The following is a 25481-nucleotide window of genomic DNA, read 5'->3' as shown; positions in this document are numbered from 1 at the left end:
AAACCCAAACCTGCAGAATCGAGCATCGTGAGCAATGAGCTGCTCAGAGCCTAGCCTACTGTTGCCGCGCGTGCGTCTCGCCGATCACAGTTTGTAGCCGATCTGGCGCAAAAGGTCCTTGCGCCACAGGATATCGTCGTCGCCCTCGATGTCCCGGGCACAGAAGCCATCCACCACGCCCAGGACCGCCCGCCCTTGTGCCGTCTCGGCGACAATCACTTCAGTGGGATTGGCCGTTGCACAAAAGATCCGGCAGACCTCCGGCACCATCTTCACGGCGTTCAATACATTCAACGGATAAAAGCCGTCGCCCAGGAAGATCATGAAGCTATGACCGGCGCCGATGGTTTGCGCATTCTGGCGGGCCAGTTCGATCATCGCGGTATCGGTGCCGGACCAGCGCACCAGGCATTTGCCGGAGGCTTCACAAAAGGCCACGCCGAACAGGATGCCCGGGACGGCATTGACCAGGGCTTCGTGGATGTCCTCGACGGACTTGATGAAGTGCGTCTGGCCAAAGATGAAGTTTGTTGCCTCCGGCTTGTCGATTTTCAACGTGATGAGCTGCATCTCGAACGCCTCCTTCCACGATGTGGCTGCCAGGGGTTGGCAACAGTTCAAGCATAGCCACTCATGGGCCCTGGCTCTGTCCAGTGAGCGCTATGGAGCCAATACAGCCAGCCCGGGTTGGCAAAAATCGGCCATGGTTGAGGTGTGAATCGCAGTAGCAGATTAATAGCTATGCTTGCTCAGTGACGTGATCGGGCTGAAGGGAACACCGTCCACACAGGCGTGTGGCCGCGTGATCACCTCGCTTCAGACCTCATCGCAATGTGAGTGTGTGCCATGGAGTCGTCACTCGATATGAACAAAAAAGAAGCTAAAGCCAAAGTAAAGGAACTGCTTTCGTCCGGAGTCCCCAAGTCGGAGGTGTTCACTCAGCTTTCAGGCCAGGGGGTCAAGGACAGGCTGCTTGCTTATTTGATCGCTTCAAATCCCGACCCCTATCTCTGCGATATGCATGACCGCAAGGTCAATACCGTGATTACACTCATGTTTATCCAGGCCACCTTGGCGCTGCTGATCGGTTTTGCCGTGGGCTCAAGCATCGGGCCTAACGCCGGGTGGATCATTGGCGGCCTGAGCGCGCTGATCCCGCTGTTGTTTGCCTGGGGGTTCTACAACCACCTGGCGGGTGCTTACAACGCCTACATTATGCTGTCGCTGGTCTCTGCGCCGAGGCAGTTGGAAGGGCTGGCCTCAGGCTCTGTCGCAACCTTTGTCGGCCTGGCTATCAGTATTGGTCTGTTGGTTTTCGTCTGCTACGTTCGCCAGAAGCTGTTTCCGGACCTGGCGTTTCTTGCACCCAAAAAGGTCAAGGGACGCTATGTGTTCTCCGGCTGAATTGCCCGGTTGCTAGCGAAACCGCTCAGGGATGGCGTCGGCAAACGGATAGAGGCAAAAGTAGGGCCTGGCTTCGTCGATGACCCGCTGGAATGACGGTCGGTGCGTCAGCCTGTCGAAATAGGCGCTCAAGTGCCGATAGCCATCGGGAAATGGCAGGAGCGTGCTGGCATAGAACAGTGCCGGGGCCGCGGCGCAATCGGCCATGCTGAAGTCCGGGCTGGCCACCCAGGTTCTGGATGCCATCTGGCGCTCGAGCATGCCGTACGCGGTCATCAGTGTGGTCCGCGCGCCCGTCATGTCGCCGGCAGTGCCACGCAGGCGATCGGCGACGATCTGTTGCATCGGCTCCTGGATGTAGTGGTCAAAAAAACGGTCCCACAGACGGACCTCTAGCGCGGTATCCCAATCGCCGGGAAGCAGGTGGTGTGGGCCTGTATGATATCGGTCCAGATACTCGATGATGACGCTCGACTCCGGCACATCGCGCTGCCGGGCGTGATCGCGGATGACCGGGAATTTGCCGATTGGCCATAGCGCCTGAAGCTCGGCTCTGTCGGCATCGTTGGCGAGATCGATGATCCTCCTTTCGAATTCGATGCCGTGTTCGTAGAGCGCAATCAGCACTTTGTGGCAGAACGACGCCAGCGGATGGAAGTAAAGGGTCAGCGGCATTTTTCGGATCCTCGGCGAACGAGCTGGGAGCACTGCTGGCAATCAGGGAAACCACTGCATTATCAGCCGGCGTGCGCCAATGCGCGAGGTCATCCAGCGGGACGAGTTGACGGGGCGTGTGGCAATGTTGCGTCTCGACAGGCGTTGTCTCTACCCGGTTGCCGAATTTCCCTACCGTTCTGATCGGTATACTCGCCACGGGTACGCTTCGCTAGCCAATGCCCCTGAGCGGTCAGCCGAGGACTTTAATGCCATCGTTCATCAATGCCGAAACAGTCTGGATCGATACACCTTACGGGCGCTTGTTTGCGCGACGCTGGTTGCCGCTGGGCGTGGCGTGCAGCCGGGTAAAGCCACCGATCGTGCTCTTTCATGACTCCCTTGGATGCGTCCAGCTGTGGCGAGACTTTCCAGAGCGGCTCTGTCAGGTCACGGGGCATGAGGTGATTGCCTACGACCGGCTCGGCTTCGGGGAGTCCGATGCTTACCCGGGAGATTTGCCCCTGCATTTCATTCGCGACGAAGCCGAGCGCTTCTTCGCGATTCTCAGGACCGAGTTGCAACTGGACCGGTTCATTGCCCTGGGCCATAGCGTTGGCGGCGCGATGGCAGCGCATTGCGCCGCCCTGTACCCACAAAGCTGCGTCGCGTTGATCACCATCGCGGCACAGGCGTTTGTCGAAGAGCGGACGCTGCACGGCATTCGGGTTGCCAAGGCGCAATTCGAAGCGCCAGGGCAGATGGCGCGTCTTGAGAAGTACCATGGCGACAAAGCGCACTGGGTGCTGTCGGCCTGGACCGACACCTGGTTGTCGGAAGCCTTCAGCGACTGGACGCTTGAAAGCACAATCGACGCCATTGATTGCCCACTGCTTGCGCTGCATGGCGAGCACGACGAATACGGCTCCGCTTTGCATCCCGTGCGCATCGCCAGGCTCGCGACGACGCCCGGGGATTACCTGATTCTGGACAATTGCCAGCATGTCCCCCATCGAGAAGCCCCCGAGGTGGTGCTGGATGCCGTCGGTCGACTCCTTGAGTCCATTGCGGATGAATGACGACGCTTGAGAGCAAGCTGCCAGTCATGAAGGGCGGCTTTCGACTGTGGACTCAATCGGTCGATGCACCGGAGAAGTTCACAGCCCTTGCGGGTCCACCCAGGTAGTCGTATCGTCAGATTTCATGTATCGCGCGGAGGTTTTGTGGGTTGTGAGCGAACGATGTGAGGCATATTTCCCCAGCACATCACTCGGTGAGTGAACGGTCTGGAGCCGGGTGCGGCTGATGATTGGGCACCGAAGTGATCGAGTGTTCTTGAATGGGAGGAAGACCATGATTCGCAAGCACTACTTGATGGTCCTGGCGACACTGGCCATCGCCGCTGGCATGCAGTGGGTGTCGGTACCGGCGTACGCGACCGAACAGGGTGAACAACGGCGTGAAGCGCGGGATACGAGGCAGGAAGGGCGCTCCACTGCAAGACAGACAAAATATGACTGCAGAGCGGACAATGAAAAGAGCAATGCACAATGTCGTCAGGACAAGCGCAGAACCAAGCAGGATACGCGCCGCACGGCTCGTGACATCAAATACTGATCGTTAGATCAATCCCTCTAGACCCCCAGTGGTTGTTCTAAGAGGAGGCGCAGCATGGACCGATTCACGGGTGGCTGCCTGTGCGGCAACGTCCGGATTGTGGCGTCTGGACGCCCATACCGGGTCGGCCTTTGTCACTGTCTCGACTGCCGCAAGCACCATGGGGCGCTTTTTCACGCCTCCGCAATATTCCCTCAGGATGCGGTGACGATCGAAGGTGAAACAGGCGACTACGCCGGGCGGTTTTTCTGTCCCCGTTGCGGCTCGTCCGTTTTCGCGCGCACTGCCGACGAAGTCGAAGTGAACCTGGGATCCCTGGATGCCCCTGATCAACTGGTGCCAACCTACGAAAGCTGGATCGTCCGTCGCGAGTCCTGGTTGCCGCCGTTTGCGCTCACGAGGCGATACGAGCGCGATCGTGACGCTACGGGTCGCTTCGAGGAGTAGGTGGCACGAACGGTGCGACGGCGTTGATGCGCCGTTTCGCTCGGCCGAACGCACCGTGCGCGAGAACAGCCAACACCTGCGGATCACTGTGCGCCTGGCCCACGGCCTGGCGGCTATCGGTCCAGCAGAGGTGCCAGCAGTGCACACATACCGCGCCAGTGCGAACCCTCCCAGTAAATCCGTTGGCAGGCGTCGCAGCGCAGGAAGCGCGAATAGAGCGCGCCAACGCGTGGCGGCACCAGCGGCCGGGCCAGTTCCGGGCTGATCTCGTGCAGCGGCAGGTTGCAATGAAGGCACAGGCTGAATGGCCGCGCGCTACGCGCCAGGTCGAGGCGCTCGTACAATTCGCGCAGCTGTAGCGACGGTTTCAGGGCATGCACATAACAGCCGTGGCTGATGATCCGCCGCTTGAGCAGTTCGCGGTCGCGCGTTAGCACGATGCGCCCTTGCTGCGCAGCGATCCCGGCGATCTCGCCATCCTCGAAGCCATTGTCGTAGAGGGTGTCGAAGCCGCTCATGCGCAGCAGGCTGGCCAGCCCGCCAAGGTGCGCATCAGCGACGAAGCGCAGCACCCGTAAAGGTTGCGCACGAACCTTTAGCAGCGGGCTGATGTCCAGCGCTTCGAACTTGGGATACACCGCCAGCCGGTCACTGTCGAAGATCACCCGCTCGAAGCCCACCGACTCGCCGTTGAGCAGCACCAGCTCGACCTCGGTGTGCGGTACCCCGAGCGCCTCGATCATGTGCTTGACCGTCGCCCCTCGCGCGCACTCGCAGGTGAAGGATTGCCGCCGCCGTTCGGTCGGCAGGAAATCGTTGAGCTCCTCGTAGAAGCGGAAGGTTGCACTGGTCATGCTGAACAGTATGGCAGGGCTGCAGGATGAGCGAGTCTAGTCCGGACATCTTCTCCGGCAGGCCGCTACGAAACACCCGCTGAAAGATTGAGCCAATCTGTTGCATCGACCGGTTGAATCCACAACCCACCAGGGTCTGTTGACGTCGCTGCGAACCGCCGCGATCAGGGAAACACGACCGCCGCCGCGAGATACAGCAGCAACGCCAGCAGCAACACCACGGTGAAGCCCAGGTGGATCGCCAGCAGGGTCGCCAGCACGGCCGCTACCACCGATACGCTGGCGTTGACGCCCCAGGCGATCGGCACCAGTGCTTCGGCGCGCGCGGAGACGCGCCCGAGTCCGAGCGGAAACGGCATGCCCATGGCGAACGCCAGCGGCGCTACCAGCGCGGCGCAGATGCCGAACCTGGCGAGGGTCCGCACCGGCGCCAGCAGCTGGAACAACGAGGGCAGGGCGATCAGGTAGAGCAGGGCGATCGCGCAGATTGCCAGGACTGGCCGCGCGAGCGGATGACGGGGCCCCACACCCGTTCCAATGTCCCCCCGCCGCCGGCCGGAGTAACGGCTGCCGAGGCCAGCGAAGATCAGGAATGCGCTGAGCGTTACCGCCACCGAATACAACGGGTGGCTGAGGAAAAGGGTGAACTTCTGGATGAAGGCGATTTCCACGAACATGAAGGCGAAGCCGATGGCGGCGAAGTAGGACACGACCCGACGTTCGAACCTGGCCAAAGCCGCATTCCGAGAGCGCCGCTGGCGCCGCCGCGCCACCCATAGCGGCGCCAGGATCAGCAGCACGGCGGCCACGCTGGACTGCAGCAGCGTGGCGATCAGCACCGGATAGCCCCACTCCAGCATTGACAGGCCACCCTGCTCCTTCAGCGCCAGCAGTTCCGGCAGCGAGCGCCACTTGAAGAAGTGGAAGAAATACGGCCGGTCATCCATGGTCGGACGCACGTCGAACTTGTAGCGTGCCAGGAACTCCGCGCGCTCGCCGGACAGCAGGGCCTGCGCCGCTTCGAAGAACCAGGGCCGCTCGAGCAGGTTGTAGCGGTTCGCCTCGGCCACGGTCATCCCGGGGTAGTAGGCCAGGTCGAAGGAGCGCGCCCGGCAGAACTCCCGCAGCACGGCGATGCCGGCGTCGTCGAAATCCCTGTTGCTGACCAGCAGCGTCGCGGTCTTCCAGCCGCGGATCATGACGATGCGGCGCGCCGCGCTGGCCTGCCCGTCGCGCTCGATGGCCGCGGCCGCGGTGGCCAGCAGCCTGGGAACATCGCGGGGCGGCAGGGTGACCCAGCGGGTGATGGCCAACAGGCCGCCGGGCGCGAGATGGCGCAGGTACTCGGCGAAGGCATCCACTGTGTACAGGTAGTTCTCGGACAGCGCATGCAGGCCACCCGAGGCGGTGCCGAAGGAGTCCAGTAGGGCGATCTGGATCAGGTCGTAAGGCTCTTCGCGCGAAGCCACCAGGCCGCGCGCCTCGCCGATCAGCACACGGACGTTGGGCGCGCTGTACGGCTTGCCGGAGAAGTCGGCGAAGCGGCGCTGGACCAGATCGATCACCTGCGGGTTCAGTTCGATGGCATCCACCGCGCTGGCGCCGTGGTAGATCGCCTGCAGCACATCGGCGCCGGCGCCGCTGCCCAGCACCAGCACGCGGGGTTGGTGCAGCAGGTGATAGGGCAGAGCCGAGGTCAGGTAGTCCAGGTAGGCGAGCGGCTCGCGGCGCCCGTCATAGCGGTTCAGCACGGAAAGGCCGTCGCCGTCGGTGAAGATGGCCAGTTGTGCGGGCGGTTCCTGCGTCGCATTGAGGCTTAGGCCCGGCGCGTGGCGCAGGGGAATGGTCGGGCTGTCGACGACCGTGAGCAGGCCCAGCGGACTCCAGGTCTGGGCGATTGCGCGCGCATCCTTAATACGCAGCGTCTGGCTCAGTTCCTTGTACTCGGAGGGCGACAGGGCGATCCAGCGCCCGGGCACGCCGGCCGGCACCGCGACTGCCGCCGCCAGCAGCAACGGCGCGAGCCAGTGCCTATGCCCCGTGCAAGCCATGCCGGCCAGCGCCCCGGCGGCGATACCGGTGCCGGCCAGCAGCCGCAGCGCATCGACGGGCGTCAGGGCGAACAGCGCGGCGACGATCGCCAGGCTGCCCACGCCGGCGCCGAGAATGTCGAAGGCGTAGATCCGGTGAATCTGTTCCTGAAAGCAGGTGAAGGTCAGGCAGATGCACACCGCCGCGCAGAAGAACGGCACGAACAGCAGCAGGTAGATCATCAGCAGTCGCGCCGACTGCCGCGCGTCCCAGAGGATCTCGAGGGGATTGAACGGAACCTGCTGGGCCAGGCTGAAGCAGGCAATGGCGCTCAGCCCGAACAGCACCGCGCCGCCGATGAACACGCCGTGGAAGCGTGGCGCCAGCACCGGCCGCGCCAGCGCCACGGCGGTGCCGGCAGCGCCGTAGCCGAGCAGCGCGACGCTGATCATCATGTAGGCGAAATGGTGCCACTGGATGATCGAAAGCAGTCGCAGCAGCAGCACCTCATAGCCGAGCGCGGAGGCAGACAGCAGCGCCAGGGCGAGCAATGGCGGCGAATGCATGCTCAACCGCCTCCGACCAGCGGCACGAAGCGCACAGGCAGCACCTGCCGGGTGGACACACTGCCATCGCCGGCCTTCTCGATCAGCAGCAGGTACTGGATCATGAACGGCGCGCCGACCGGGATTACCATCCGTCCGCCGGCCTTGAGCTGGGCGATCAGTGGCGGCGGCACATGGCTGGCGGCGGCGGTGACGAGGATGGCGTCGTAAGGCCCGTGCTCGGGCCAGCCGTGGTAGCCATCGCCCAGCCGGGCCTGCACCTTCGCATATCCCAGCCGGCCCAGGCGCTCCCTGGCCTGCACTGCCAGCGGCTCGATGATCTCCATCGTGTAGACCGCCTGCGCCAGCTCGGCGAGGATCGCCGCCTGGTAACCCGAGCCAGTGCCGATCTCGAGTACCACGTCGCCGGGCCCGACCTGCGTCAGGTCGGTCATCAGGGCAACGATGTAGGGCTGGGAGATGGTCTGGCCGTAGCCGATCGGCAGCGGGCGGTTCTCGTAGGCGTAGGGCCCCTCGTCGGGCGGGACGAACTTATGGCGTGGCACCTTGGCCATCGCGGCCATCACCGGCGCGGCAAACTCGACCCTGCCGGTTTCGTCGCGGGTGACGGACGACAGGTTGGCGATCTCCCGCACCATGGCGTCACGCAACGGCGCGAACGGGTCGTCGGCATGCAGGCCGGCGGATGCCAGCGCCAGAGCGATGGCAGGCGCCAGGATGCGCGTCAGGAGCATCACCGGCTTCACAATGACTCCTCCGTCTGAGGAATAGTCGAATCGTATGGCCGGCGGGCTGGCTCGGCAAGCCGGGGGAGGGGGGGCGATCAAACCAGGCTGCGGCGACTGCCTGAGAAAATATCGCAACCTGGAATACTACCGGCATTGCGATACCTTAGCTTCATGGCAAGCTGCGACAACAGGCTCACAATGCACGTCATTACTCAGAAACGCATCCGGGACCGAACACCTAGTGGGCGAGCACTGCTATGTCGGGCCGGTTTGAGTCCCGGTTTCGCAGGTTGGCAGAGCAGTGCCCGTGTTGCAGGCGGATTGATCCCGTGGCATCGCACTAGCGACGATAGTAGCGGCGATCGTCCTCGTAGCGGTGCCGCATGGCCCGATCATGGTGGCGCTCCCAATCACGATGGCGTTCGGCTTCTCGGCGGGCTTGCTCTCTACGCCAATTATCTCTACGCCAGTTGTCTCGGCGCCAATCGTCTCTACGATCGTGCCAACGGCCGTCATGCCAGTATCGGTCGTCATGGGCAAGCAATGGCCCTGGCTGCTTGCCGGCCATACTGGCCAAGGTTGGCCAAGGATTGCCGGCAGCCTGGACCGGAGCCTGAACGGCTGCGACTTCAGTTGCGAAAACAGGGGTTGAGGTCTTCATCTGTGTTGCTGATGCCGAGCCCACTGCCGCGAACGCGAACAGGCCGAAGAGCACCATCCGTGGATCATGGAATTTCATGAGCGAAGACAACCTCTGATTGACAATTGGACGTGTGGCCATCTGGCTGCGGGAAACCTGCGGGTTCGTGCTTGCCGAGCGGATGTGCTTATCCAAATAGACCGATAAATAGGGAAAAGTTCTAGGGAACCGCTGCTTAAATAGCCAACGGCCTCAGTGTTCGGCCCCTTTGAGGTTTGCTATCTCGATGTCCGTATATGGACTCCTCTTTCTTAATGCCATACACCCACCCGAGCCCCTGAAGAGTCAGCGACAAATACGATCTGCCAATCTCCTGGCTTGCTGAGTCGCAGCCTCACGCGCGCTGAGATCAACGTCTTCCCCCAGGATGGTTTTCTCCACAATCACCGAATGCACATCCGTCACGCCGACAAATTTTAGCCAGGCTTCAACATAAGGCTTCTGAAAGTCGAAGCGCGCTGCCGGCGTGATCGACTGCGCCGAAAAATCCAATCCGCGGGCGTACATCACCACCGCGGTTTTGTTGAGCAGCATGCCTTCCAGGCCACGCTCCGGGTCAAAGCTGAACAGGATGTCTTTCTGCGACACCAGGTCGATGAAGTGCTTGAGTTTGTACGGGATACTGAAATTCCATAGCGGTACGGACATCACTAGTACATCCGAGCTGTGCAGGTGAGCTGCCAAATCTTTCAACGTGTTCCAGGCGTGTTGTTGTGCGGGGGTCAAGGGCGTGCCATTGAGTCCGGCGTATTTGGCCTCCATTGCCAGGTCATCGAATTCCGGCAAAGCCATGTTCCAAAGGTCGAGCGTGATGATTTCGGTGTCTGGGGTGTTTTCTTGATAGCGCGCAATGAAGCTGCGGGCGACTTCGAGGGAGGCCGAACGTTGCTTGCGTGGAGAACATTGAATATGGAGAAGAGTCGTCATGGCGCGCCTTGAGTGGTAGGGAGATAGGGCAGGTGGGAACATTGCAACATATTTGAATTTGAAATATAAATCGTAAATTAATGCTTGATTGATCACGTAAATAACTATGTTCGATACGCTGCTGCTCAAGACATTTGTCACTGTCGTCGATGAAGAAGGCTTCAGCCGTGCAGCTCAGAAGCTGCACCTCACTCAGTCTGCGGTCAGTGGCCACGTGCGGCGATTGGAAGAGCAGATTGGTAAACCCCTGTTGACGCGTACCACCCGCTCCCAGCAACTGACTCCCGATGGAGAGCGCCTGGTCTCTTATGCGCGCACGATCCTTGTGCTCAATCGTGATGCCTGGGCAGAACTGACGCGCACGCCGTTTCACGGACGGCTGCGGATCGGGGTGTCCGAGGATTTTGTCGAATCGCGGTTACTGCGGTCTTTTCAGGATTTCGCGGCGCAGTACCCGGGCATGGAGATCGACGTGCAGGTGGGTATTCCTGGCACGTTGCTGAACCTGATGAGGCAAGGCCATCTGGAATTGGTCATCGGTTCCCTGTGCGAAACCGGCGAAGAGGGGTTGCTGCTATGGCAAGAACCGCTGGTGTGGGCCTGGTCGGCGCAACCGGTCACTCAGTTACCGACGCCGTTGCCACTGGCCCTGTTCCCAGAGCCGTGCCCTTATCGCGGGGTAGCGTTGACGAGGTTGGCTCAGGCGGGGATCGCCCAACGCACGGCGATGTTATGCAGCAGCACGGCCGGGTTGCGGGCGGCGGCACTAGCAGGCTTCGCGGTAGCCCCCATGGCACTCAGTCAGTTGAGGCAAGGACTGGCGGTTCTTGGGGCTGAACAAGGGCTGCCGGATTTGCCGGATGCGCAATTTCGGTTGTTTACCTCCCCTGAAGCGGATCAGGCGATTGTGGCAGCGCTCACTCAGCTCATTGTGGAGTACTGCTCCACGCGCAGGGCTTGAGAGAACGGGTCGACAGGTCGCTTGTGGCCGATGGCTGCCTGTCGCCGACAGCCGCTTTGCCATCAGCGTAGCCTGTGAGGTCGCGCGCGTTTACGATTGGACAACCACTCGCAGCGAGGTACTCAAGATGGATTGTCAGGTTCGCCTTGCAACCGGTGAGGATGCTGAAGCGATCAGCCATGTTGTGATGAGTGCCCTGCGTGAGTCCAATGCGCGGGACTACCCCGCCGATGTGATCGTTCAAGTGGAGCAGGGCTTTTCACCACAGGCGATCCATCGATTGATGACGCAGCGCCGGGTGTATGTGGCATCTGTCGATCAACGTGTCGTCGCCACCGCCAGTCTGGAGGGGGAGACGGTAAGAAGCGTATTTGTCGAACCACAGCATCAAGGGAACGGGATCGGCAGGCAGCTCATGGCGGTCATTCATGCAACCGCCCTCAACCTGGGCCTTGAAGTTTTGCACGTGCCGTCCTCAATCACCGCAGAAGGCTTTTACGCCACGCTGGGCTTTCGAAAAGTCCGTGATGAATTCCACGGTGCCGAGCGTACTATCATCATGCAGAAGGTGTTGCGTAGTCGCGGATCCTGATCAGAGTCTGCCAGGGTCGTTTTCGACCCCGTGCGATCACCTGGATTTGAAGTGTCGGCAGTCAAGCGCAGGCGTGCAATGAAACGAACGACGTTGTTTTTCGGATCCTTCAGTATTGTCTTTAGCGCGACAGCCGCTGTTCCTCCGCCAGAGGGAGCATTCGATGCGACCGAGTGGCCGGCCTCTCTGAAGGAGGCGGCTTCGAAAAGTGCGACGCTTGGGGCATTCGTCATTCAATTCGAGAAAACAACACTGGCGCAGGTCATGAGCGAAGCTTCCATTGGCACCATCGCGCATCGAGGCGATGCAGGTGGCAGTGTGTATTGGCTGTGCTACAGCCAGCCAGATGCCGGAGTGCGGATATGGATCATCTCGAGTGGTGAGATGGGGGGTGACAATCACTCTGTGACCGGTGTTGTCGCCGAGCAACTCAACGCTGCGCAGGCGAGCACCGACTGTCCTGCGTTACCGGTACAGTTGCGCCCCGTATCATTTGCCAATCACCTATGGCTGGGTTCAACGGATGTCGAAGTTCAAAGAGTACTTGGGATGCCTTCACATCAGGATGGCCCATGGCGGACTTTTGACTTCCAGGGCAAAACGACAGGCAAGTGCGAAGGCGGATATGACGTCTATAACTGGCTCTGGACCCGGTCGGACGAAGGGCGCGTCAACAGGATTGATGCAGGGCAAGTAACCAGTTGCTAGTGCAGCTTTTGATCATGGCTTCTGGCCGGAAACTGCCCGTCGCGGCAGGTAGTAATCGACCCAAAGGTGACTCATCGTATTGCCAAATACGGGCATCACACAAGTCGGATTCAGGCTTCCATCGCCATGGGCCTTGCACTACCCCGTGTAGTATTTGTCCCAGAGCTTGTTCCTGAATCGCTTGTCCGGATCGTATTGCGCCTTGAGTGCAAACAGGCGTCGTGCGTTGGGATAGGCATATGAGAATTGCTCCCGTGTCGCATGCAGTTGGTAGGGCAGGTAATAGGTACCCCCAAGCGATAGCGCGACGTCGATAAGCTTGCGCGTCCACACGCCGACTTCCTCGCGGTCGCTCACGCGAATGTGTTGCCAGTAATAGAGTACGAATGAAAACACCTCTTCGCGTGCCCAAGACAGACACGAGTCGGGGGCGCCCGGCGAGTGCCGGATGGAGATGTTGATGGCGTTAACGCGATGCGCCTGCAGAACGATGGCCATTTGATGTACGAAAGCGTTGAGCTGGGCCACCGGCACAAAATATTCCTGCAGCGCGTAGGTGCTGTTGCGGGTTGCGATAGGCCCGAGCGAGGCGACGTCCGCACTGGCCTCGTAATTGCGGCGTACAACCGGGTGACTGAGGTAACGCAGCGGGTCGACCACATCCTTGCGAATCAGCGGGCCGCCGGGAAGTTTGGCCACGCTCCACATGACGGTCTGGTCGAATTTGTACGATTGCCCCGGAGCGACGAGCCTGTCTGCGACTGTCAGTTCTTTGTCCGTGGTGCGCCAGGTGACAGAAGTGGCCTGGTCAAAGTAGGGCGGTGCCAGATCGGCGTTGTGCAGGATTGCCTGTTCGTTCCCGCGGATCTGGTCATGGAAATATTTCGGGTAATCGGCAACGGGCATGCGGTGTACCTGGCGCTCCATAGTGACATTGGGCGCAAGGTCCAATTCAACCTCGGTGATGACCCCCAGCGCGCCATAGCCACCGATGGCAGCGTGGAACAAGTCGGCATTTGCAGTGCGGGACGCTTCTACTAGCGAACCGTCGGCGAGCACCAGTTGCAGGGAACGCACTGAGTTGATCACCGGGCCGGCGCCGACATAACGCCCATGAGCATTGACCGACAGCGCCCCGCCGACGGTGAAGTTGGCATAGCTCTGCATGATTTTTACCGAGAGGTCGTGCGGGTCGATGACCGATTGCAGGTCGCGCCACCGCATCCCTGTTTGTACGCGTATGACCCTGTTCTCAGGCGAGTAACGGATCACCTGATTGAACTGACGCATATCGAAGTGCAGGCTGTCTTCGGTGGCGATCTGTCCACCCATGCTATAGCGGCCACCACCAATACTGACAGGGCCTGACCACATCGCGAGCGCTTGTCGTATTTCGTCGGTGGTGCGCGGTGCGAACAGGCGATTGACCCAAATCGGATTGAGCAGCGTTACATCGTTAACCAGGATGCCCGAAGGTGCGGCCCATAATGACCAAGGAGACAGCACACTGACCGCAACCCCGGCCATGCTGGCCTGGAGTAGGCTGCGTCGAGTGAGATTATGCGATGGTTCTGAAGGGGAGTGCGCTCGCGTGTTGTCGATCATGCTACGTTACCTCCCTGTGAATCGAGAATGGTGCACACATTCAGACTTCGAAGCAGGCGTTTCAAACCATCGATTGACGGATAGGCCGATCGGTATGTCTGCGAGAGAAAATTCGTCGGCGGATATGATGTCTATAACGGGCTGTGAACCCGGTCGGACGAAGGGTGCCTCAACAGGATTGAGGCGGGGCAAGTAACCAGCTGTTGGTTTGCGGTCCGTCATGCGAACAATTCGCGGTCAAGTATCTTTCGGCGGTCGTTGTAGTTGTCATACCACCACGGTTTCTGCCCGGTCGTTGGGGCTTTCTTCAACTGAATGGGCGTGTTGGATGCGTCGGCTTGGGCCTGGCGTACGCGGAAGTGATAGTGGTCAAAGAGGGTCAGGGCCTGGATCATGTAGGACACCGCGATGCGACGGTCTTTGATGAGGAGAAGGTTCTCGCCATTCTCGTTGTCAGCAGGCTTCGAAAAGTTGTAGGACCCCGTGTAAACGCGGGCCGTGGGCTTGTCGAAATCGATGACGACAAACTTGTGGTGCATGCGCGAGCCCAGGCCGTTGACCCCTTGACCCGTGGGTTCGCTTTTGAAGGGCTCGGGGAGGTTGGCGCTGAGGTTGGCCACATACACGGGTGCGATCTTGCCGTCAGGGAGTTGCACGTCCAGGCCAGCCGTTCTCTTGTCGGAAATGCCATAAACAAAGATGCCCTTTTTCATGGTCACTGCCTTGATGGCTTCGGTCACGGCCCCGTCTGTCTGGTTCAGGAACGCCAATGAATAGAAGACCGAGGATTGCGCGTCCCGTATGTCGTCCGCGACAGCTTGCAGTACGCCTTCATTACTGGAATGCGGCGAGAAGGTGACGTGGGCGTCTATGTCGTCGAGCTGAAGGCTTTGCCAGCCGGTCGAATCCGTCGGCCCGAAACCTCTGACGGAGTCATGCTTCCAGTAGTGCTCAAACGCATTGATGAACGGCCGGATGGCACGTTCTCCGTACACGACGATGGCGTTGTTGGACTGTATGAATTGGCCACGCCAAGTGAAGTTCGTGGAGCCGCAGACAGCTGCCTTGACGTGTTCGCCATCGACCACGATGGTCTTGTTGTGCTGGAGGTCACTCATGTGTTGGCGTTTGACCTGGTCAGCTCCAGCGGTCGTGGCGAGGAGATTGGCAGCTTGTGACTCGGCACAAGTTTCTGGCTTGTGGGCCTTGCTGTTGTCGATGATGACGCGCAACCGCTTTTTGAGCTTCTTGAGGCGAGAGACGATGGCGGGGTCGTTGAGATCAAAGCAAACCACACGCACGAGCGCTGTCTTGTCGGCGATAGCGGCGTCGAGTACTTCGACAATTGCGCTGCGCGTCTCGAAGCCCATCCATTGAAGCGCTTCTTTGGCCTCAGGGTGAGTGGGCACGAACGTCAGGCCTTCGCTGGCGGTGGCGGGGATAAGGGTTTGCATGCCATCTGTGTCGGTGACGTAGCGGTCAACGAAAGCCTGCGAGGAGACGAAGCCTCGAGTGAAGGTGACGTTCAGTTTTCCGGGATAGGTTTCACGTGCCAAGGCAATGCCTGCCTCCTGCGCCTCTCCGTAACTGAGCTCACCGGAAAGGCTCATGAACACAGGTGTAACCCGGTAGGTGAACGTGCCTTTCTTTTCAGCGTTCAGGGGAAAGTGAACCCAGCGGAACTTCTGAATGGGAGCGAGACGGCTGGAGGTTCGCGCCTTGCTCACGCTGCCGTCGGGGTTCGGGAAGCTGATGCGGTTCTTGATCACCCAGTAACGGTCGCCATCGGGCTCTTTGTACTCAAGGGCGAAACCAACGAAATCACGGGGTGGTTTTGCTGCCCTCCAGTTCATGGCAAGGAGCGTCATGCCATCGCCGCGGTGAAGCTTCAAGGTGAAGGGCGCGTTGGCGTTCCCTGCGACAATCTGGAATTCTTCGGACATGTTTCATTCCTTTTGAAACGATGGCGGTGGTTTCCCGGTCTTGCCCTGCCTGACGATTTAGCTGAAGGCGATCAAAAGCGTAGCTGTTGGAGGCACAGGGTGCTGTGAAAGTCTGTGCAGACCGACCCAATAGGCGCACCAGATTAGTATGAACGCCAGTCCCAGGGTGGCGATTAGCAAGAAACCGAAACGGCGTGCCATGGAGCAGATTCCTTTCTCCAGACAGTAACAATCACGTCACCGGGTTTTCGGCTTCCAGGCGGCTCACCAGCCAATCGCTGAAACTGCGCGCCAGCGCATTGGTCTCGCTGTCACGATGGGTCAACAAGGCCCAGTTCGGGCCGCGAATGGTGTGGTCCACCAAGGGTTGCAACAGTCCGTCGGCGCGCGCCTGCCGACTCAGTAGCTGGCTGACCAGAGCGATGCCGAGCCCCGCACACGCGGCGTCCAGCAGCAGGCCGGGGTCGGAAAAGTTCAGCCCCTGGTCTTTCTGACCCACATCTATACCGGCTTCCACGGCCCAGTGACTCCAGTCCATTTCCCGCTCGCCGTGAAGGGTTGTGCGCTGTTCGCCAGGCATCGCCAACTGACTGGGGTGACACGCCGGGTAGAGCCGATCTGCATGCAGCACCTTGAAGCTGCACTCGGCCTGGGAGCTGATGTCGTCCCGGACCGCGAGGTCGATGGTCTGGGTGGTCATGTCCGGGGCTTCATCGGTGGTGAATACCCACAGATCCACTTCTGGATGCTGGCGGCGAAAATCCCCCAGGCGTGGCAGCAGCCAGTGGCGGGCGAACGCCGGGGTGGTGTTGAGGACCAGTTGGTTGGGCTTCTGGTACTGCCCAAGACGGCGGATGCCGACGGCCAGTTGTTGCAGCAGCACCTGGGTGGTGCTGAGCAGGTCGTGCCCCGCATCGGTCAGGCTGACGCTGCGTCCACTGCGAAAGAACAAGGGTTGCTCAAGGTATGCCTCAAGGCTGCGGATTTGCTGACTGATTGCCGACTGGGTGAGGTGCAACTCGGCGGCAGCCTTGTGAAAACTGCCCAGCCGGGCAGCAGCTTCAAAGCCGCGAAGGGAGCTGAGCGGTGGCCAGTGCTTGAGCATATTGATAAGTTCCTCTAATCACTTTTCTGCAAAATCCATCGTTTGTTGGCCCTGTTTTACAGTCGTAGCATGCATGACAAGACCGCCAAGGCAGTTTTGTTGAACACAATGGCTTAACTAACAGGGCTTTTTATCATGCAGCATGTCATGCAACACGAAGAAATTCGCAACAGGGGCTGGTGGATGCCGGCCGAGTGGGTCAGGCACGCCGCGACATGGATGGTCTGGCCCCATAACCAGGCACTCTGGGAGTCGGGTTGGGGCGTCACCCTGGCGCAGGTGCAAGAGGACTTCGCCGGCGTGGCCAACGCTATTGCCCGTTTCGAACCGGTGAAGATGGTCGTCGACCCGGCTGCGGTCACCAGCGCCAAGGCCTTGTGCGGACCCAACATCGAACTGATCGAGTTGGCGGTGAACGACAGCTGGTGTCGGGACTCCGGCCCGAGCTTCGTCTGCCACCCGCAACAGGGGGTGGCGGGTGTGAGCTGGCGCTTCAACGCGTGGGGCGGAAAGTCGGTGCACGACCTGGACGAAAGCCTGGCGCGGCGCGCACTCAACCACCTGGGTTTGCCGTGCTTCGGCACGCCATTGAGTAACGAAGGCGGTGCCATTCATGTCGACGGCGAGGGCACGCTGATCACCACCGAGTCCGTCTTGCTCAACCCCAATCGCAACCCGGGCATGAACAAGGCCGAGATGGAGGAAGTCTTCACGCGCTTGCTGGGCGTGAAGAAGACCGTCTGGCTACCGGGCGATCCGGACTACGTGACCGGCGACATGACGGATGGTCATGTCGATGGCGTGTGCGCGTTCGCGCGCCCAGGCGTGCTGCTGGTCGATGCCACCCACGACAGGGGTTCGGTGTATGCCGAAGTGGTGCGAGAAAACCGTCGCGCCCTGGAACTGGCCACCGATGCCCAGGGCCGCCAGTTCGAGCTGATCGAGTTGTATGAAGCCACCGAAGCCGTGGACACCGACGCTGAAGTGTTCTGTGCCTCCTACACCAACTTCTACATCGCCAACAACGCCATCATCATGCCGGCCTATGGCATTGACGCTGACCATGTGGCTGCGAAAGTTTTGGCTCAAGCCTTCCCCGACCACGAAGTGGTACCGGTGCGGATCAATCACCTGGCCCATGGCGGTGGCGGCGTGCATTGCATCACCCAGCAACAGCCGGCCTGGCCGGTGGAGGGTTGAGGCCATGACGTTATTGACGATTGCGACCACCCAGATGCCCTGCACCTGGGACTTGCCACACAACCTTGATCAAGCTGAGCAACTGGTGCGTGAGGCGGCGGCCAAGGGCGCCCAGGTCATCCTGTTGCAGGAGCTGTTTGCCACGCCGTATTTCTGCATCGAACAAAGCCATCAACACTTGGCGCTGGCCGAAGAATATCGAGACAGCCGTGTCCTCAAGCGCTTCGCGGCGCTGGCCAGGGAGTTGGGCGTGGTACTGCCGCTGAGCTGGTTCGAGAAGGCGGGCAATGCCTACTTCAACTCCTTGAGCGTGGCCGATGCCGATGGACGCCTGCTGGGCGTGTACCGCAAGACCCACATTCCCAACGCCATTGGTTATCAAGAGAAGGAGTATTTCAGCCCCGGCGATACCGGCTTCCGGGTCTGGGATACGGCGTTTGGGCGCATCGGCGTGGGGATCTGCTGGGACCAGTGGTTCCCCGAGACTGCGCGTTGCCTGGCGTTGATGGGCGCCGAAGTCCTGTTGTTTCCCACCGCCATTGGCTCTGAGCCTGGTTGCGCCGCCCTGGACTCACGTGACCACTGGCAGATGACCATGCGCGGCCATGCGGCCGCCAACATCCTGCCGGTCGTGGCGGCCAATCGCGTCGGCCGGGAAGTGGCGACCACCGATCCGGCCCTGCAGATGAGCTTCTATGGCTCGTCCTTTATCTGCAACCACAAGGGCAAGTTGCTCGCCGAGGCCGACCGCGACAGCACGGGGGTGCTGGTCCACAGCCTGGACCTGGCCGCCATGCGTGAAGAACGCCTGAGCTGGGGGATCTACCGCGATCGCCGTCCGGAGATGTACGGGGCGCTGCTGAGCCAGGACGGTCGTCACCGCCATGCACGCTGGAACACAGAAGGGGTTTGACATGGGTATTTCCAACAAACTGTTGATCGGCGCCCTGGGATTGGCGTTTGGCTGTGCCTTGCCATCGCTCCACGCGCAGGAGAAAACCCTCAGGCTGTACAACTGGGCGGATTATTTTGCCGAGGACACCCTGGCCCGGTTCACCGCTGAAACCGGGATCAAGGTGATCTACGACGTCATGGATGGCAGTGAGACGCTGGAAGCCAAGCTGCTGGCGGGCGGCAGTGGTTATGACCTGATCTTCCCGGGCGATACGGTGGCCGAGCGCTTGATGCGTGCCGGCAGCCTGCTGCCGCTGGCCCCGTCAAAGCTCACGGCGCTAAATGATATCGAGCCAGGTTTGCAGAAACTGCGTACCCATTACGTGCATTCAAACCAGGCCACCGTTCCCTACACCTGGGGCACCATCGGCCTGACGTACAATGCCGAGCAGATTCACCAGCGCATGCCGGATGCCCCGGTCAACAGCCTGGACCTGCTGTTCAAGCCGGAACTGGCTGCCCGGTTTGGCGATTGTGGTATTTCGATGATCGACTCGCCGGACGAAGTGCTGGCGGTCGTGCTCAATTACCTGGGTCGTGAACCACGCAGCGCCAAGCCCGAGGACCTGGCGGCGGCGAGTGACTTGCTGCTCAAGTTACGGCCGTACATTCGCAAGTTCCAGTCGCAACCGGTGACCGACCTGGTAAACGGCAACCTGTGCCTGTCGCTAGGCTACAGCGGGGACATGACTCAGGCACAACGGACGTCGGACAGCGCCGGCAAGAGCACCACGTTCCAGTACCGCGTTCCCCGTGAAGGCACCACGGTGTGGATGGACGCCATGGCGATTCCTGTCGACGCCAAACACCCGGAGTACGCCTATGCGTTCATCAACTTCGTCATGCGTCCGGAGAACATGGCTGCAATCAGCAACTTCACCGGCTATCCCACTTCCAATGCCAAGGCCCGTCCGAGCGTCGATGCGAGCATGCGCAACAACCCGGATATTTACCTCGACGATGCCACTTATGCACGGCTGATTCCTGGCAAGGACATCTCCCAGGCCGATATGCGAGCGCGCATGCGGGCTTGGACCAGGTTCAAGACAGCCGCTACTCAATAACGACAGATCGGTGCCCAGGCAGTTGGTCATCCGGGTGGCAGACGCGAGGGACGCAGATAGGCTCCTCGCCGTCATGAAGAAAATATTCAAGGATCAACACATGTCAACGCGTCGTAAGTTCATCAAACAGGCCTCGGTAGTTGCCGGTATGGGCGCTGCCGTGTCCATCGGGCTTGGCCTGACACCCTTGCGCACACAAGCGGCCGCCGCAGGCAGTTGGCACATGCCGGATGAGGGCGACCGGCACCGGCGGGCGTTCATCGCCTTTGGTGCCCAGGAGGCCATCTGGGAGGAATTCACCTCTGACGTGCAAGCGGCGATTGGCCTGATCGCGCGCACCATCGCCCGCCATGAGCCGGTGACCGTGTTCTGTCGCGAGCACGAGCGGGATCTGGCCGAGGAGCACTGCGGTACGGCGAACATCAGCTACGTCGTCACCGAACTCGACGATATCTGGATGCGCGATACCGGAGCCAATTTTGTCATCGATGGGGACGGCGGGCTTGGCGCCGTGGATTTCAATTTCAATGGCTGGGGCAACAAACAGCGGCATGCCAAGGATGCGCGGTTGGCAGCTTGGGTTGCCAGCACCGTGGACGCCCGTCATATCCGCAGCGAGTTGGTGGGCGAGGGCGGTGGTATCGAGGTAGACGGTCACGGAACGGGGATCATGACCGAAAGCAGCTGGATCAATGCCAACCGCAACCCCGACTGGAGCAAGGCCGAGGTCGAGCAAGAGCTGAAAGCCCGACTGGGCCTGCGCAAAATCATCTGGCTGCCGGGCATCAAAGGCAAGGACATCACGGATGCCCATGTGGATTTCTACGCCCGTTTCGTCCAACCCGGCGTGGTGCTCGCCAACCTCGACAACGATCCCGAGTCGTACGACCACAAGGTGACACTGGCTCACCTGGACATTCTCAAAAATGCCACCGATGCCGATGGCCGCACGCTGCAAGTGCATACCGTGTCGCCACCGCTCAATCCACGAAAGAGCACCTTCAGCAACAACAACCCGGACTTCGCTGCTGGCTACATCAACTACTTCGTGATCAATGGCGCGGTCATCGCGCCCGAATTCGGCGACAAGAGGGCAGATGCCAGGGCCTTTGACCTGTTGTCTGAACTCTACCCTGACCGTGAGGTGGTGCAGCTCAACATCGACGCAATCGCAGCCGGTGGCGGCGGTATTCACTGTGTGACCAGTCATCAACCGTGGGTTTAGCCGGGGTCAACGGGTTGCCCGATCAGCAAGACCGTGTTCTGTGCCGTATGGCCAAGTCGGCTGAGCTTCAGCGCGACGGTCACTACCGTTTGCGATTGGCCGGTCACAGTCGGTCGTGACGGGTGGCCCCCGCAGCAATCATCGGCGGTCCAGCCCATCCCCCATAAGCCCGTCGATGAAGGGCAATGCTGTTCAGTTAAGGGGATGAAACCGCCGTTGGAGCGAGCGCGCTCGCGATGGACTCCAGAGCAACGCGGTTACCCAGAAAACACGCGTTATCGTTGACGTCCATCGCGAGCGCGCTCGCTCCTACCTAAGGTCGGCGTTTGCTTAATTGAACAGCATTGCGTCGATGAAGGGGGCCTTTTGTGCCAGGTATTCACCTATGCCACCGGTGTTGGTTGCTTCCAGTTCAAGTTTCAAGTCTTGATACCGTTGGCGAATCACAGGGTCGCTCCTGAGCAGGTCACGAAAACGGAGCATTCTTTCGACTTGACCGTGGCCGGCGATACAGACGTGGACTTTATGGGTTCGAACGCCATCCACATCCCGACGATAAAAATGGTGCCCTGCCGACAGATTGCTTCCTCGTGCGTACCCTAGTTCACGCATGACATCGTCTCGGGAGGACTCGTGTCGATGCTCCGAAACTTCGACCAGGAGATCGATCTCCGGCTTGGCGGCGAGCCCGGGAACGGCGGTGCTGCCGACATGGTGGATGGTAACTGGCTCAGTGCCAAACGCCTTCGCGATCTGCTCTTTGGCGCCAAGAAAGAGCGAGGGCCATCGACTGTCATAGGGGGAAATTCTGCTAGTAAGCGCCATGGTGTTTCTTCCTTGTATCCGCAGGCTTGGCAATAGGGTGATTCCAGGACTGTGCATGCGCGCTCAAGACGCTGCCAGGCAGCCTCCATGCGAAGCCGGAATGTTAGCGTTCCCTGCGTGGAGCAGCTACTAGAGGTGGGAGACCTGGAGTTTGACCGCTGATACACCCACTGGATGCTTATGGCCGAGGTCGGACATTCACGAGGAAGGCGTTTATCGGGCGCTCTCTACCAGCTTCAAGGCAATGATCGTGATGATTGGGGACAGCAACACCAAAGCGCCTAGGGTGCAGGTTACTTCAGACCAATAGCTGCTTTTGCCGGTGAAGCGGCCAAGCGTAATTGCCTTGAGCACCCAGTACCCGACGCGATAGCAAATGACGCGGAAAACAACCTCAATCAGCGTCTCCATGGCATCTCCTTTGGCAGGTTCTTGACTGACTCTAGATGAAGTTGTGAAACGCCTCTGGTTTCGTAGATACACTTGAACGATCAATCATTGCCGGTATCGGCCAGGGTTGACCGAGAGAAGGAGTCCGTCCCATTGCTGTTGGTCGGTAACTGTCTGGGCTGACCGTCCGCTCCTGGCCGCGACTAGCTGCAGCGATGGGTCAGTTGCATTGACCCAGGCCAGCCGATCACGGCCTCGAAGAGGTTCGATGTGGTGCTGGCGACGCAGCTCACGTCGACATCATTCCCCAAGAAGGAACAGGGTCCTGGTGTCTGGCTCGCCGGCGAAGAACTGATCAAGGGCCTGCTGGAACAAGGGCTGTTCGGGCTGGACGCTGGCGAACAGCGTGAGGCAGGAGCGCAACTTCAGGTCATCAGGGTGACCTAGGATTTGCCGTGCAGTCTTGTCTCTGTGTTGCAGGAGGGTGCTGACGCATTCCTCCAGCCGTGGCCCCAGCACATCATGCTGCAGATAGGCCCGGGCTTCATCAGCACCCGAGATGGCAAAGCGTCTGGATGTCTCGCTCTGCCCGAGGCCCTGCAGTTGCGGGAAAATGAACCACATCCAGTGACGGGTCTTGTGCCCGGCACGCAACTCCTCCAGGGCATGGGTAAACACTGGGTGCTGGGCTTCGACGAAACGAAGAAGATTGAAGGGGTCATGCATGCTTGTACTCCCTGAGTTGGCAGGCACTGCGGCCCGGACTGTTTGAACCCGCACGCAATAACGCACTGTCGCGCCAAGTCACGCCGAATGATCCAGCCTGTAAGGGTATGACGCGTCGGCGAAGGCAGTAGTTTCATCGAAGGCAACTGGTGCAGACGACTGCGTTCGACCGGTTGAATCCACAGCCAGGAGCGGTCGCTCACGATAAGAGTGGCGGCGTCATAAGCGACAAATTTTCAACGTGGCGCGCAACCCTACAGGGATACGATTCTCTAGTTTGATCTGCCCGCCCAAGCGATCTGCAATGGCCTGAACGATGGTCAGTCCCAATCCTGCTCCTTGGTCATTTCCGCGGCTGTAGAAACGCTCGAAAAGCCGATCACGATCCTCCTCGTTGATTCCCGGCCCCTCGTCCTCGACAGACAACTCGTAGTCATTGTCTTTTTTTGCCAGTCGTACCGTGATCACTCCATGCGGCGGGGAGAAATTCGCCGCATTGGTTACCAAGTTGTTCAAGGCAATATCGATAGCTGCAGGGTCGACTTTCACACGTATGACTTCGTCACTGACATCGAAAACCAGTTCGAGATCCTTGCTCAACAACCAGGGCGTTAACTGAACCAGACTGTCGCGAACGGTGGCTGCCAGATCAATAGGTGCAGGCGGTTGAGTTCCTGCTTGAGGTTCAATACGAGCCATCGTGAGCAATTGGTTGACCAGTCGGCTGGTACGGTCCACGCCGGCAATCAAATATTCGAGCGATGTGCGACGATCTTCTTCACTCTCCGCTTCCATCAGGTTTTGGGCATGCACCCGGAGCACGGCGAGTGGTGTACGCATTTCGTGAGCCGCGTCAGCGATAAAGCGCCGCTCACGCCCCATTACTTCCTGAATCTGCGCGAGCACTCGGTTGAGGGCTGCCTGCATGGGCTCAAGCTCAGTGGGTAACGGCGTCAATTGCAAGGGTTCGAGTGAACCGGGATATCGCTCCCGCAGCGTTTTAGCCATGTTGACCAGCGGTTTCAATCCCCAGCCAATGGCCAGCCAGATCATTGCGGCCAACATCAGACTTCCCAGAATATTGGGCCACAACGTGTGGCGTACTATCCGGTCCACCAAGTCCGAGCGGACGTCGTCTCGTTCACCAACCCAGATGCGCAAGCTGTTCTGCTTGTCTTCGAGCAGGAAGGCGCGCCAATGGCGGTTGTTCAGGTCTACAACATCGCTGAAGCCTGGTGTGTCCGGTGGTGCGCTGAAGGACGGTGAGCTAGCCGTGTGTACCAGCACTTCGCCCTTGAGGTTCCAGACCTGAAAGGCAATCTTCGTTTCATAGGGATGCCCGTCGCCCCTGGGTTCCGCCTCGCTCAGGGCCTGATTGAAGGCCTGATACAGATCAGCATGTTCTTTGCTGGTCATGGGCATGCGCATGACACCTTGTAGCAGGCGAGCGTTCCGCGCCAGTTGGGCATCATAGACTTCGGCAATTTCATGGTTGCTGTCATACAGGTTGAGTACGCTGATCACGGCAAGGCCGGCCAGCATCAGGCCGATGATCAGAGTCAGAGTGCGACGCCTGATCGAGGTCATCGACGCTCCTCCACCAGATACCCGACACCACGGATGGTGCGGATCAGGTCGGTCGAGAACTTCTTGCGCAGATGATGGATGTGTACTTCCAGGGTGTTGCTTTCAGCTTCCTCGTTCCAGCCGTACAACAACTGCATCAGGTGATCACGGGTCATCACCCGGCCAGGGGGCGAGAGCAGTTCGTGGAGCAACTGGTATTCCTTGGGCGTCAGGGCCACGGGCTCGCCGTTATAGCTGACTTGCTGGGTGCCGGGGTTCAGGCTGATGCCCGCATGATCGATCAACACTTGTGCCCGACCGGCGCTGCGCCGCAACAATGCACGCAGACGCGCCTTGAGCTCGGCCAGGTCAAAGGGCTTGATCAGGTAATCGTCGGCCCCGGCATCCAGCCCGGCGATGCGGTCTTCGGTGGCATCGCGCGCGGTGAGGATCAGCACCGGCAGATTGCAACCGCTGTCGCGCAGGTGCCGCAGTACTTCGAGACCGTCCATGCGCGGCAGGCCAAGGTCGAGCACCGCCAGGTCGAAGGTTTCACTGAGCAGCGAATGCAAGGCACTGCTGCCGTCCTGCAACCAGTCGACGGTATAACCTTCGCGCCCCAGGGCCTGATGGATACCCTCGCCGAGGGCCACGTCATCCTCTATCAGTAGTAAGCGCACATGGACTCC

26 protein-coding genes and 1 pseudogene are annotated in these 25481 nt (G+C 60.1%); 11 read left to right on the top strand and 16 right to left on the bottom strand.

The window, feature by feature from the left end; genetic code table 11:
• Positions 1 to 84: 84 nt before the first annotated feature.
• A complete protein-coding gene (locus CKW29_RS14445; RefSeq protein WP_095077278.1) occupies positions 85 to 570 on the bottom strand; it encodes an adenosine-specific kinase in 486 nt (161 codons plus the stop codon).
• Between the two features lie 294 nt (positions 571 to 864).
• Here CKW29_RS14445 and CKW29_RS14440 point away from each other — a divergent pair, with 294 nt between their 5' ends.
• Positions 865 to 1404, top strand: a complete 540-nt coding sequence (locus CKW29_RS14440; RefSeq protein ID WP_095148719.1) for a hypothetical protein — start codon at positions 865 to 867, stop codon at positions 1402 to 1404.
• Between the two features lie 12 nt (positions 1405 to 1416).
• Here the strand turns inward: CKW29_RS14440 and CKW29_RS14435 are convergent, their stop codons facing one another.
• Positions 1417 to 2079, bottom strand: a complete 663-nt coding sequence (locus tag CKW29_RS14435) for a glutathione S-transferase family protein (RefSeq protein WP_095148718.1) — start codon at positions 2077 to 2079, stop codon at positions 1417 to 1419.
• A 248-nt stretch (positions 2080 to 2327) separates the two neighbouring features.
• Between CKW29_RS14435 and CKW29_RS14430 the strand changes: the two genes are divergently transcribed.
• The 3 genes from CKW29_RS14430 to CKW29_RS14420 all read left to right on the top strand — a co-directional run bounded on the left by CKW29_RS14430 (position 2328) and on the right by CKW29_RS14420 (position 4122).
• The gene (locus CKW29_RS14430) at positions 2328 to 3137 is read left to right on the top strand and encodes an alpha/beta fold hydrolase (protein WP_095146433.1); all 810 of its coding nucleotides are present in this window, start codon (positions 2328 to 2330) and stop codon (positions 3135 to 3137) included.
• 274 nt (positions 3138 to 3411) lie between these two features.
• Positions 3412 to 3675, top strand: coding sequence for a hypothetical protein (locus CKW29_RS14425; protein ID WP_095148780.1), 264 nt, complete (start codon positions 3412 to 3414; stop codon positions 3673 to 3675).
• Between the two features lie 54 nt (positions 3676 to 3729).
• Positions 3730 to 4122, top strand: a complete 393-nt coding sequence (locus tag CKW29_RS14420; protein WP_095146434.1) for a GFA family protein — start codon at positions 3730 to 3732, stop codon at positions 4120 to 4122.
• A gap of 113 nt (positions 4123 to 4235) precedes the next feature.
• Here CKW29_RS14420 and CKW29_RS14410 read toward each other — a convergent pair whose 3' ends face one another.
• The 5 genes from CKW29_RS14410 to CKW29_RS14390 form a co-directional block, all read right to left on the bottom strand.
• Positions 4236 to 4976: a Mut7-C RNAse domain-containing protein gene (locus CKW29_RS14410; RefSeq protein WP_095148717.1), complete on the bottom strand. Its 741-nt coding sequence runs from the start codon at positions 4974 to 4976 to the stop codon at positions 4236 to 4238.
• A 164-nt stretch (positions 4977 to 5140) separates the two neighbouring features.
• Entirely contained in the window at positions 5141 to 7573 is a 2433-nt protein-coding gene (locus CKW29_RS14405) for an SAM-dependent methyltransferase (protein ID WP_095148716.1), read from the bottom strand.
• 2 nt (positions 7574 to 7575) lie between these two features.
• Positions 7576 to 8319, bottom strand: a complete 744-nt coding sequence (locus CKW29_RS14400) for a protein-L-isoaspartate(D-aspartate) O-methyltransferase (protein WP_256584913.1) — start codon at positions 8317 to 8319, stop codon at positions 7576 to 7578.
• A gap of 322 nt (positions 8320 to 8641) precedes the next feature.
• On the bottom strand, positions 8642 to 9040 hold the full coding sequence (locus CKW29_RS26065) for a hypothetical protein (RefSeq protein ID WP_095146448.1): 399 nt from the start codon (positions 9038 to 9040) through the stop codon (positions 8642 to 8644).
• 246 nt (positions 9041 to 9286) lie between these two features.
• On the bottom strand, positions 9287 to 9928 hold the full coding sequence (locus CKW29_RS14390) for an FMN-dependent NADH-azoreductase (RefSeq protein ID WP_095148715.1): 642 nt from the start codon (positions 9926 to 9928) through the stop codon (positions 9287 to 9289).
• A 106-nt stretch (positions 9929 to 10034) separates the two neighbouring features.
• Here CKW29_RS14390 and CKW29_RS14385 point away from each other — a divergent pair, with 106 nt between their 5' ends.
• The 3 genes from CKW29_RS14385 to CKW29_RS14375 all read left to right on the top strand — a co-directional run bounded on the left by CKW29_RS14385 (position 10035) and on the right by CKW29_RS14375 (position 12189).
• On the top strand, positions 10035 to 10889 hold the full coding sequence (locus CKW29_RS14385; RefSeq protein WP_095148714.1) for a LysR substrate-binding domain-containing protein: 855 nt from the start codon (positions 10035 to 10037) through the stop codon (positions 10887 to 10889).
• A 127-nt stretch (positions 10890 to 11016) separates the two neighbouring features.
• On the top strand, positions 11017 to 11481 hold the full coding sequence (locus tag CKW29_RS14380) for a GNAT family N-acetyltransferase (protein ID WP_095148713.1): 465 nt from the start codon (positions 11017 to 11019) through the stop codon (positions 11479 to 11481).
• 78 nt (positions 11482 to 11559) lie between these two features.
• Complete coding sequence (locus CKW29_RS14375; protein ID WP_095148712.1) at positions 11560 to 12189, top strand: hypothetical protein; 630 nt, start codon at positions 11560 to 11562, stop codon at positions 12187 to 12189.
• Positions 12190 to 12327: 138 nt separating this feature from the next.
• On the opposite strand, the gene CKW29_RS14370 is transcribed toward CKW29_RS14375, so the two are convergent.
• The 4 genes and pseudogenes from CKW29_RS14370 to CKW29_RS14360 form a co-directional block, all read right to left on the bottom strand.
• On the bottom strand, positions 12328 to 13794 hold the full coding sequence (locus CKW29_RS14370; RefSeq protein WP_256584912.1) for an FAD-binding oxidoreductase: 1467 nt from the start codon (positions 13792 to 13794) through the stop codon (positions 12328 to 12330).
• Between the two features lie 54 nt (positions 13795 to 13848).
• Positions 13849 to 13920, bottom strand: a pseudogene (locus tag CKW29_RS26060) (glutathione S-transferase); the annotation flags it as partial.
• Positions 13921 to 14012: 92 nt separating this feature from the next.
• Positions 14013 to 15737, bottom strand: a complete 1725-nt coding sequence (locus CKW29_RS14365) for a phospholipase D-like domain-containing protein (protein ID WP_095146439.1) — start codon at positions 15735 to 15737, stop codon at positions 14013 to 14015.
• A 232-nt stretch (positions 15738 to 15969) separates the two neighbouring features.
• A complete protein-coding gene (locus CKW29_RS14360; RefSeq protein ID WP_095146440.1) occupies positions 15970 to 16842 on the bottom strand; it encodes a LysR substrate-binding domain-containing protein in 873 nt (290 codons plus the stop codon).
• A 147-nt stretch (positions 16843 to 16989) separates the two neighbouring features.
• Here CKW29_RS14360 and CKW29_RS14355 point away from each other — a divergent pair, with 147 nt between their 5' ends.
• The 4 genes from CKW29_RS14355 (at position 16990) to CKW29_RS14340 (ending at position 21285) form a co-directional block, all read left to right on the top strand.
• Positions 16990 to 18042 carry an agmatine/peptidylarginine deiminase gene (locus CKW29_RS14355; protein WP_095148778.1) on the top strand — a complete coding sequence of 351 codons (1053 nt, stop codon included), beginning with the start codon at positions 16990 to 16992 and terminating at the stop codon, positions 18040 to 18042.
• A 4-nt stretch (positions 18043 to 18046) separates the two neighbouring features.
• Positions 18047 to 18955, top strand: coding sequence for an N-carbamoylputrescine amidase (aguB, locus tag CKW29_RS14350; protein ID WP_095146441.1), 909 nt, complete (start codon positions 18047 to 18049; stop codon positions 18953 to 18955).
• Between the two features lies 1 nt (position 18956).
• A complete protein-coding gene (locus tag CKW29_RS14345; protein WP_095146442.1) occupies positions 18957 to 20060 on the top strand; it encodes an extracellular solute-binding protein in 1104 nt (367 codons plus the stop codon).
• Between the two features lie 100 nt (positions 20061 to 20160).
• Positions 20161 to 21285, top strand: coding sequence for an agmatine/peptidylarginine deiminase (locus tag CKW29_RS14340; RefSeq protein ID WP_095148710.1), 1125 nt, complete (start codon positions 20161 to 20163; stop codon positions 21283 to 21285).
• 330 nt (positions 21286 to 21615) lie between these two features.
• Here the strand turns inward: CKW29_RS14340 and CKW29_RS14335 are convergent, their stop codons facing one another.
• The 5 genes from CKW29_RS14335 to CKW29_RS14315 all read right to left on the bottom strand — a co-directional run bounded on the left by CKW29_RS14335 (position 21616) and on the right by CKW29_RS14315 (position 25472).
• Positions 21616 to 22110, bottom strand: a complete 495-nt coding sequence (locus tag CKW29_RS14335) for a GrpB family protein (RefSeq protein WP_095147466.1) — start codon at positions 22108 to 22110, stop codon at positions 21616 to 21618.
• A 213-nt stretch (positions 22111 to 22323) separates the two neighbouring features.
• Complete coding sequence (locus CKW29_RS14330) at positions 22324 to 22521, bottom strand: hypothetical protein (RefSeq protein WP_095148709.1); 198 nt, start codon at positions 22519 to 22521, stop codon at positions 22324 to 22326.
• Between the two features lie 279 nt (positions 22522 to 22800).
• On the bottom strand, positions 22801 to 23226 hold the full coding sequence (locus CKW29_RS14325; RefSeq protein ID WP_095147464.1) for a DUF1810 domain-containing protein: 426 nt from the start codon (positions 23224 to 23226) through the stop codon (positions 22801 to 22803).
• Positions 23227 to 23445: 219 nt separating this feature from the next.
• Positions 23446 to 24813 carry a HAMP domain-containing sensor histidine kinase gene (locus CKW29_RS14320; RefSeq protein WP_095147463.1) on the bottom strand — a complete coding sequence of 456 codons (1368 nt, stop codon included), beginning with the start codon at positions 24811 to 24813 and terminating at the stop codon, positions 23446 to 23448.
• Positions 24810 to 25472 carry a response regulator gene (locus tag CKW29_RS14315; protein WP_095147462.1) on the bottom strand — a complete coding sequence of 221 codons (663 nt, stop codon included), beginning with the start codon at positions 25470 to 25472 and terminating at the stop codon, positions 24810 to 24812. Before CKW29_RS14315 ends, CKW29_RS14320 begins: the two co-directional genes overlap by 4 nt.
• Positions 25473 to 25481: the final 9 nt, after the last annotated feature.

Origin of the sequence: Pseudomonas sp. Irchel s3a18 (assembly GCF_900187535.1) — a bacterium.
GTDB lineage: Bacteria > Pseudomonadota > Gammaproteobacteria > Pseudomonadales > Pseudomonadaceae > Aquipseudomonas.
Note: the sequence above shows the minus strand (reverse complement) of the source record. Positions and strands in the feature narration are given on the sequence as shown.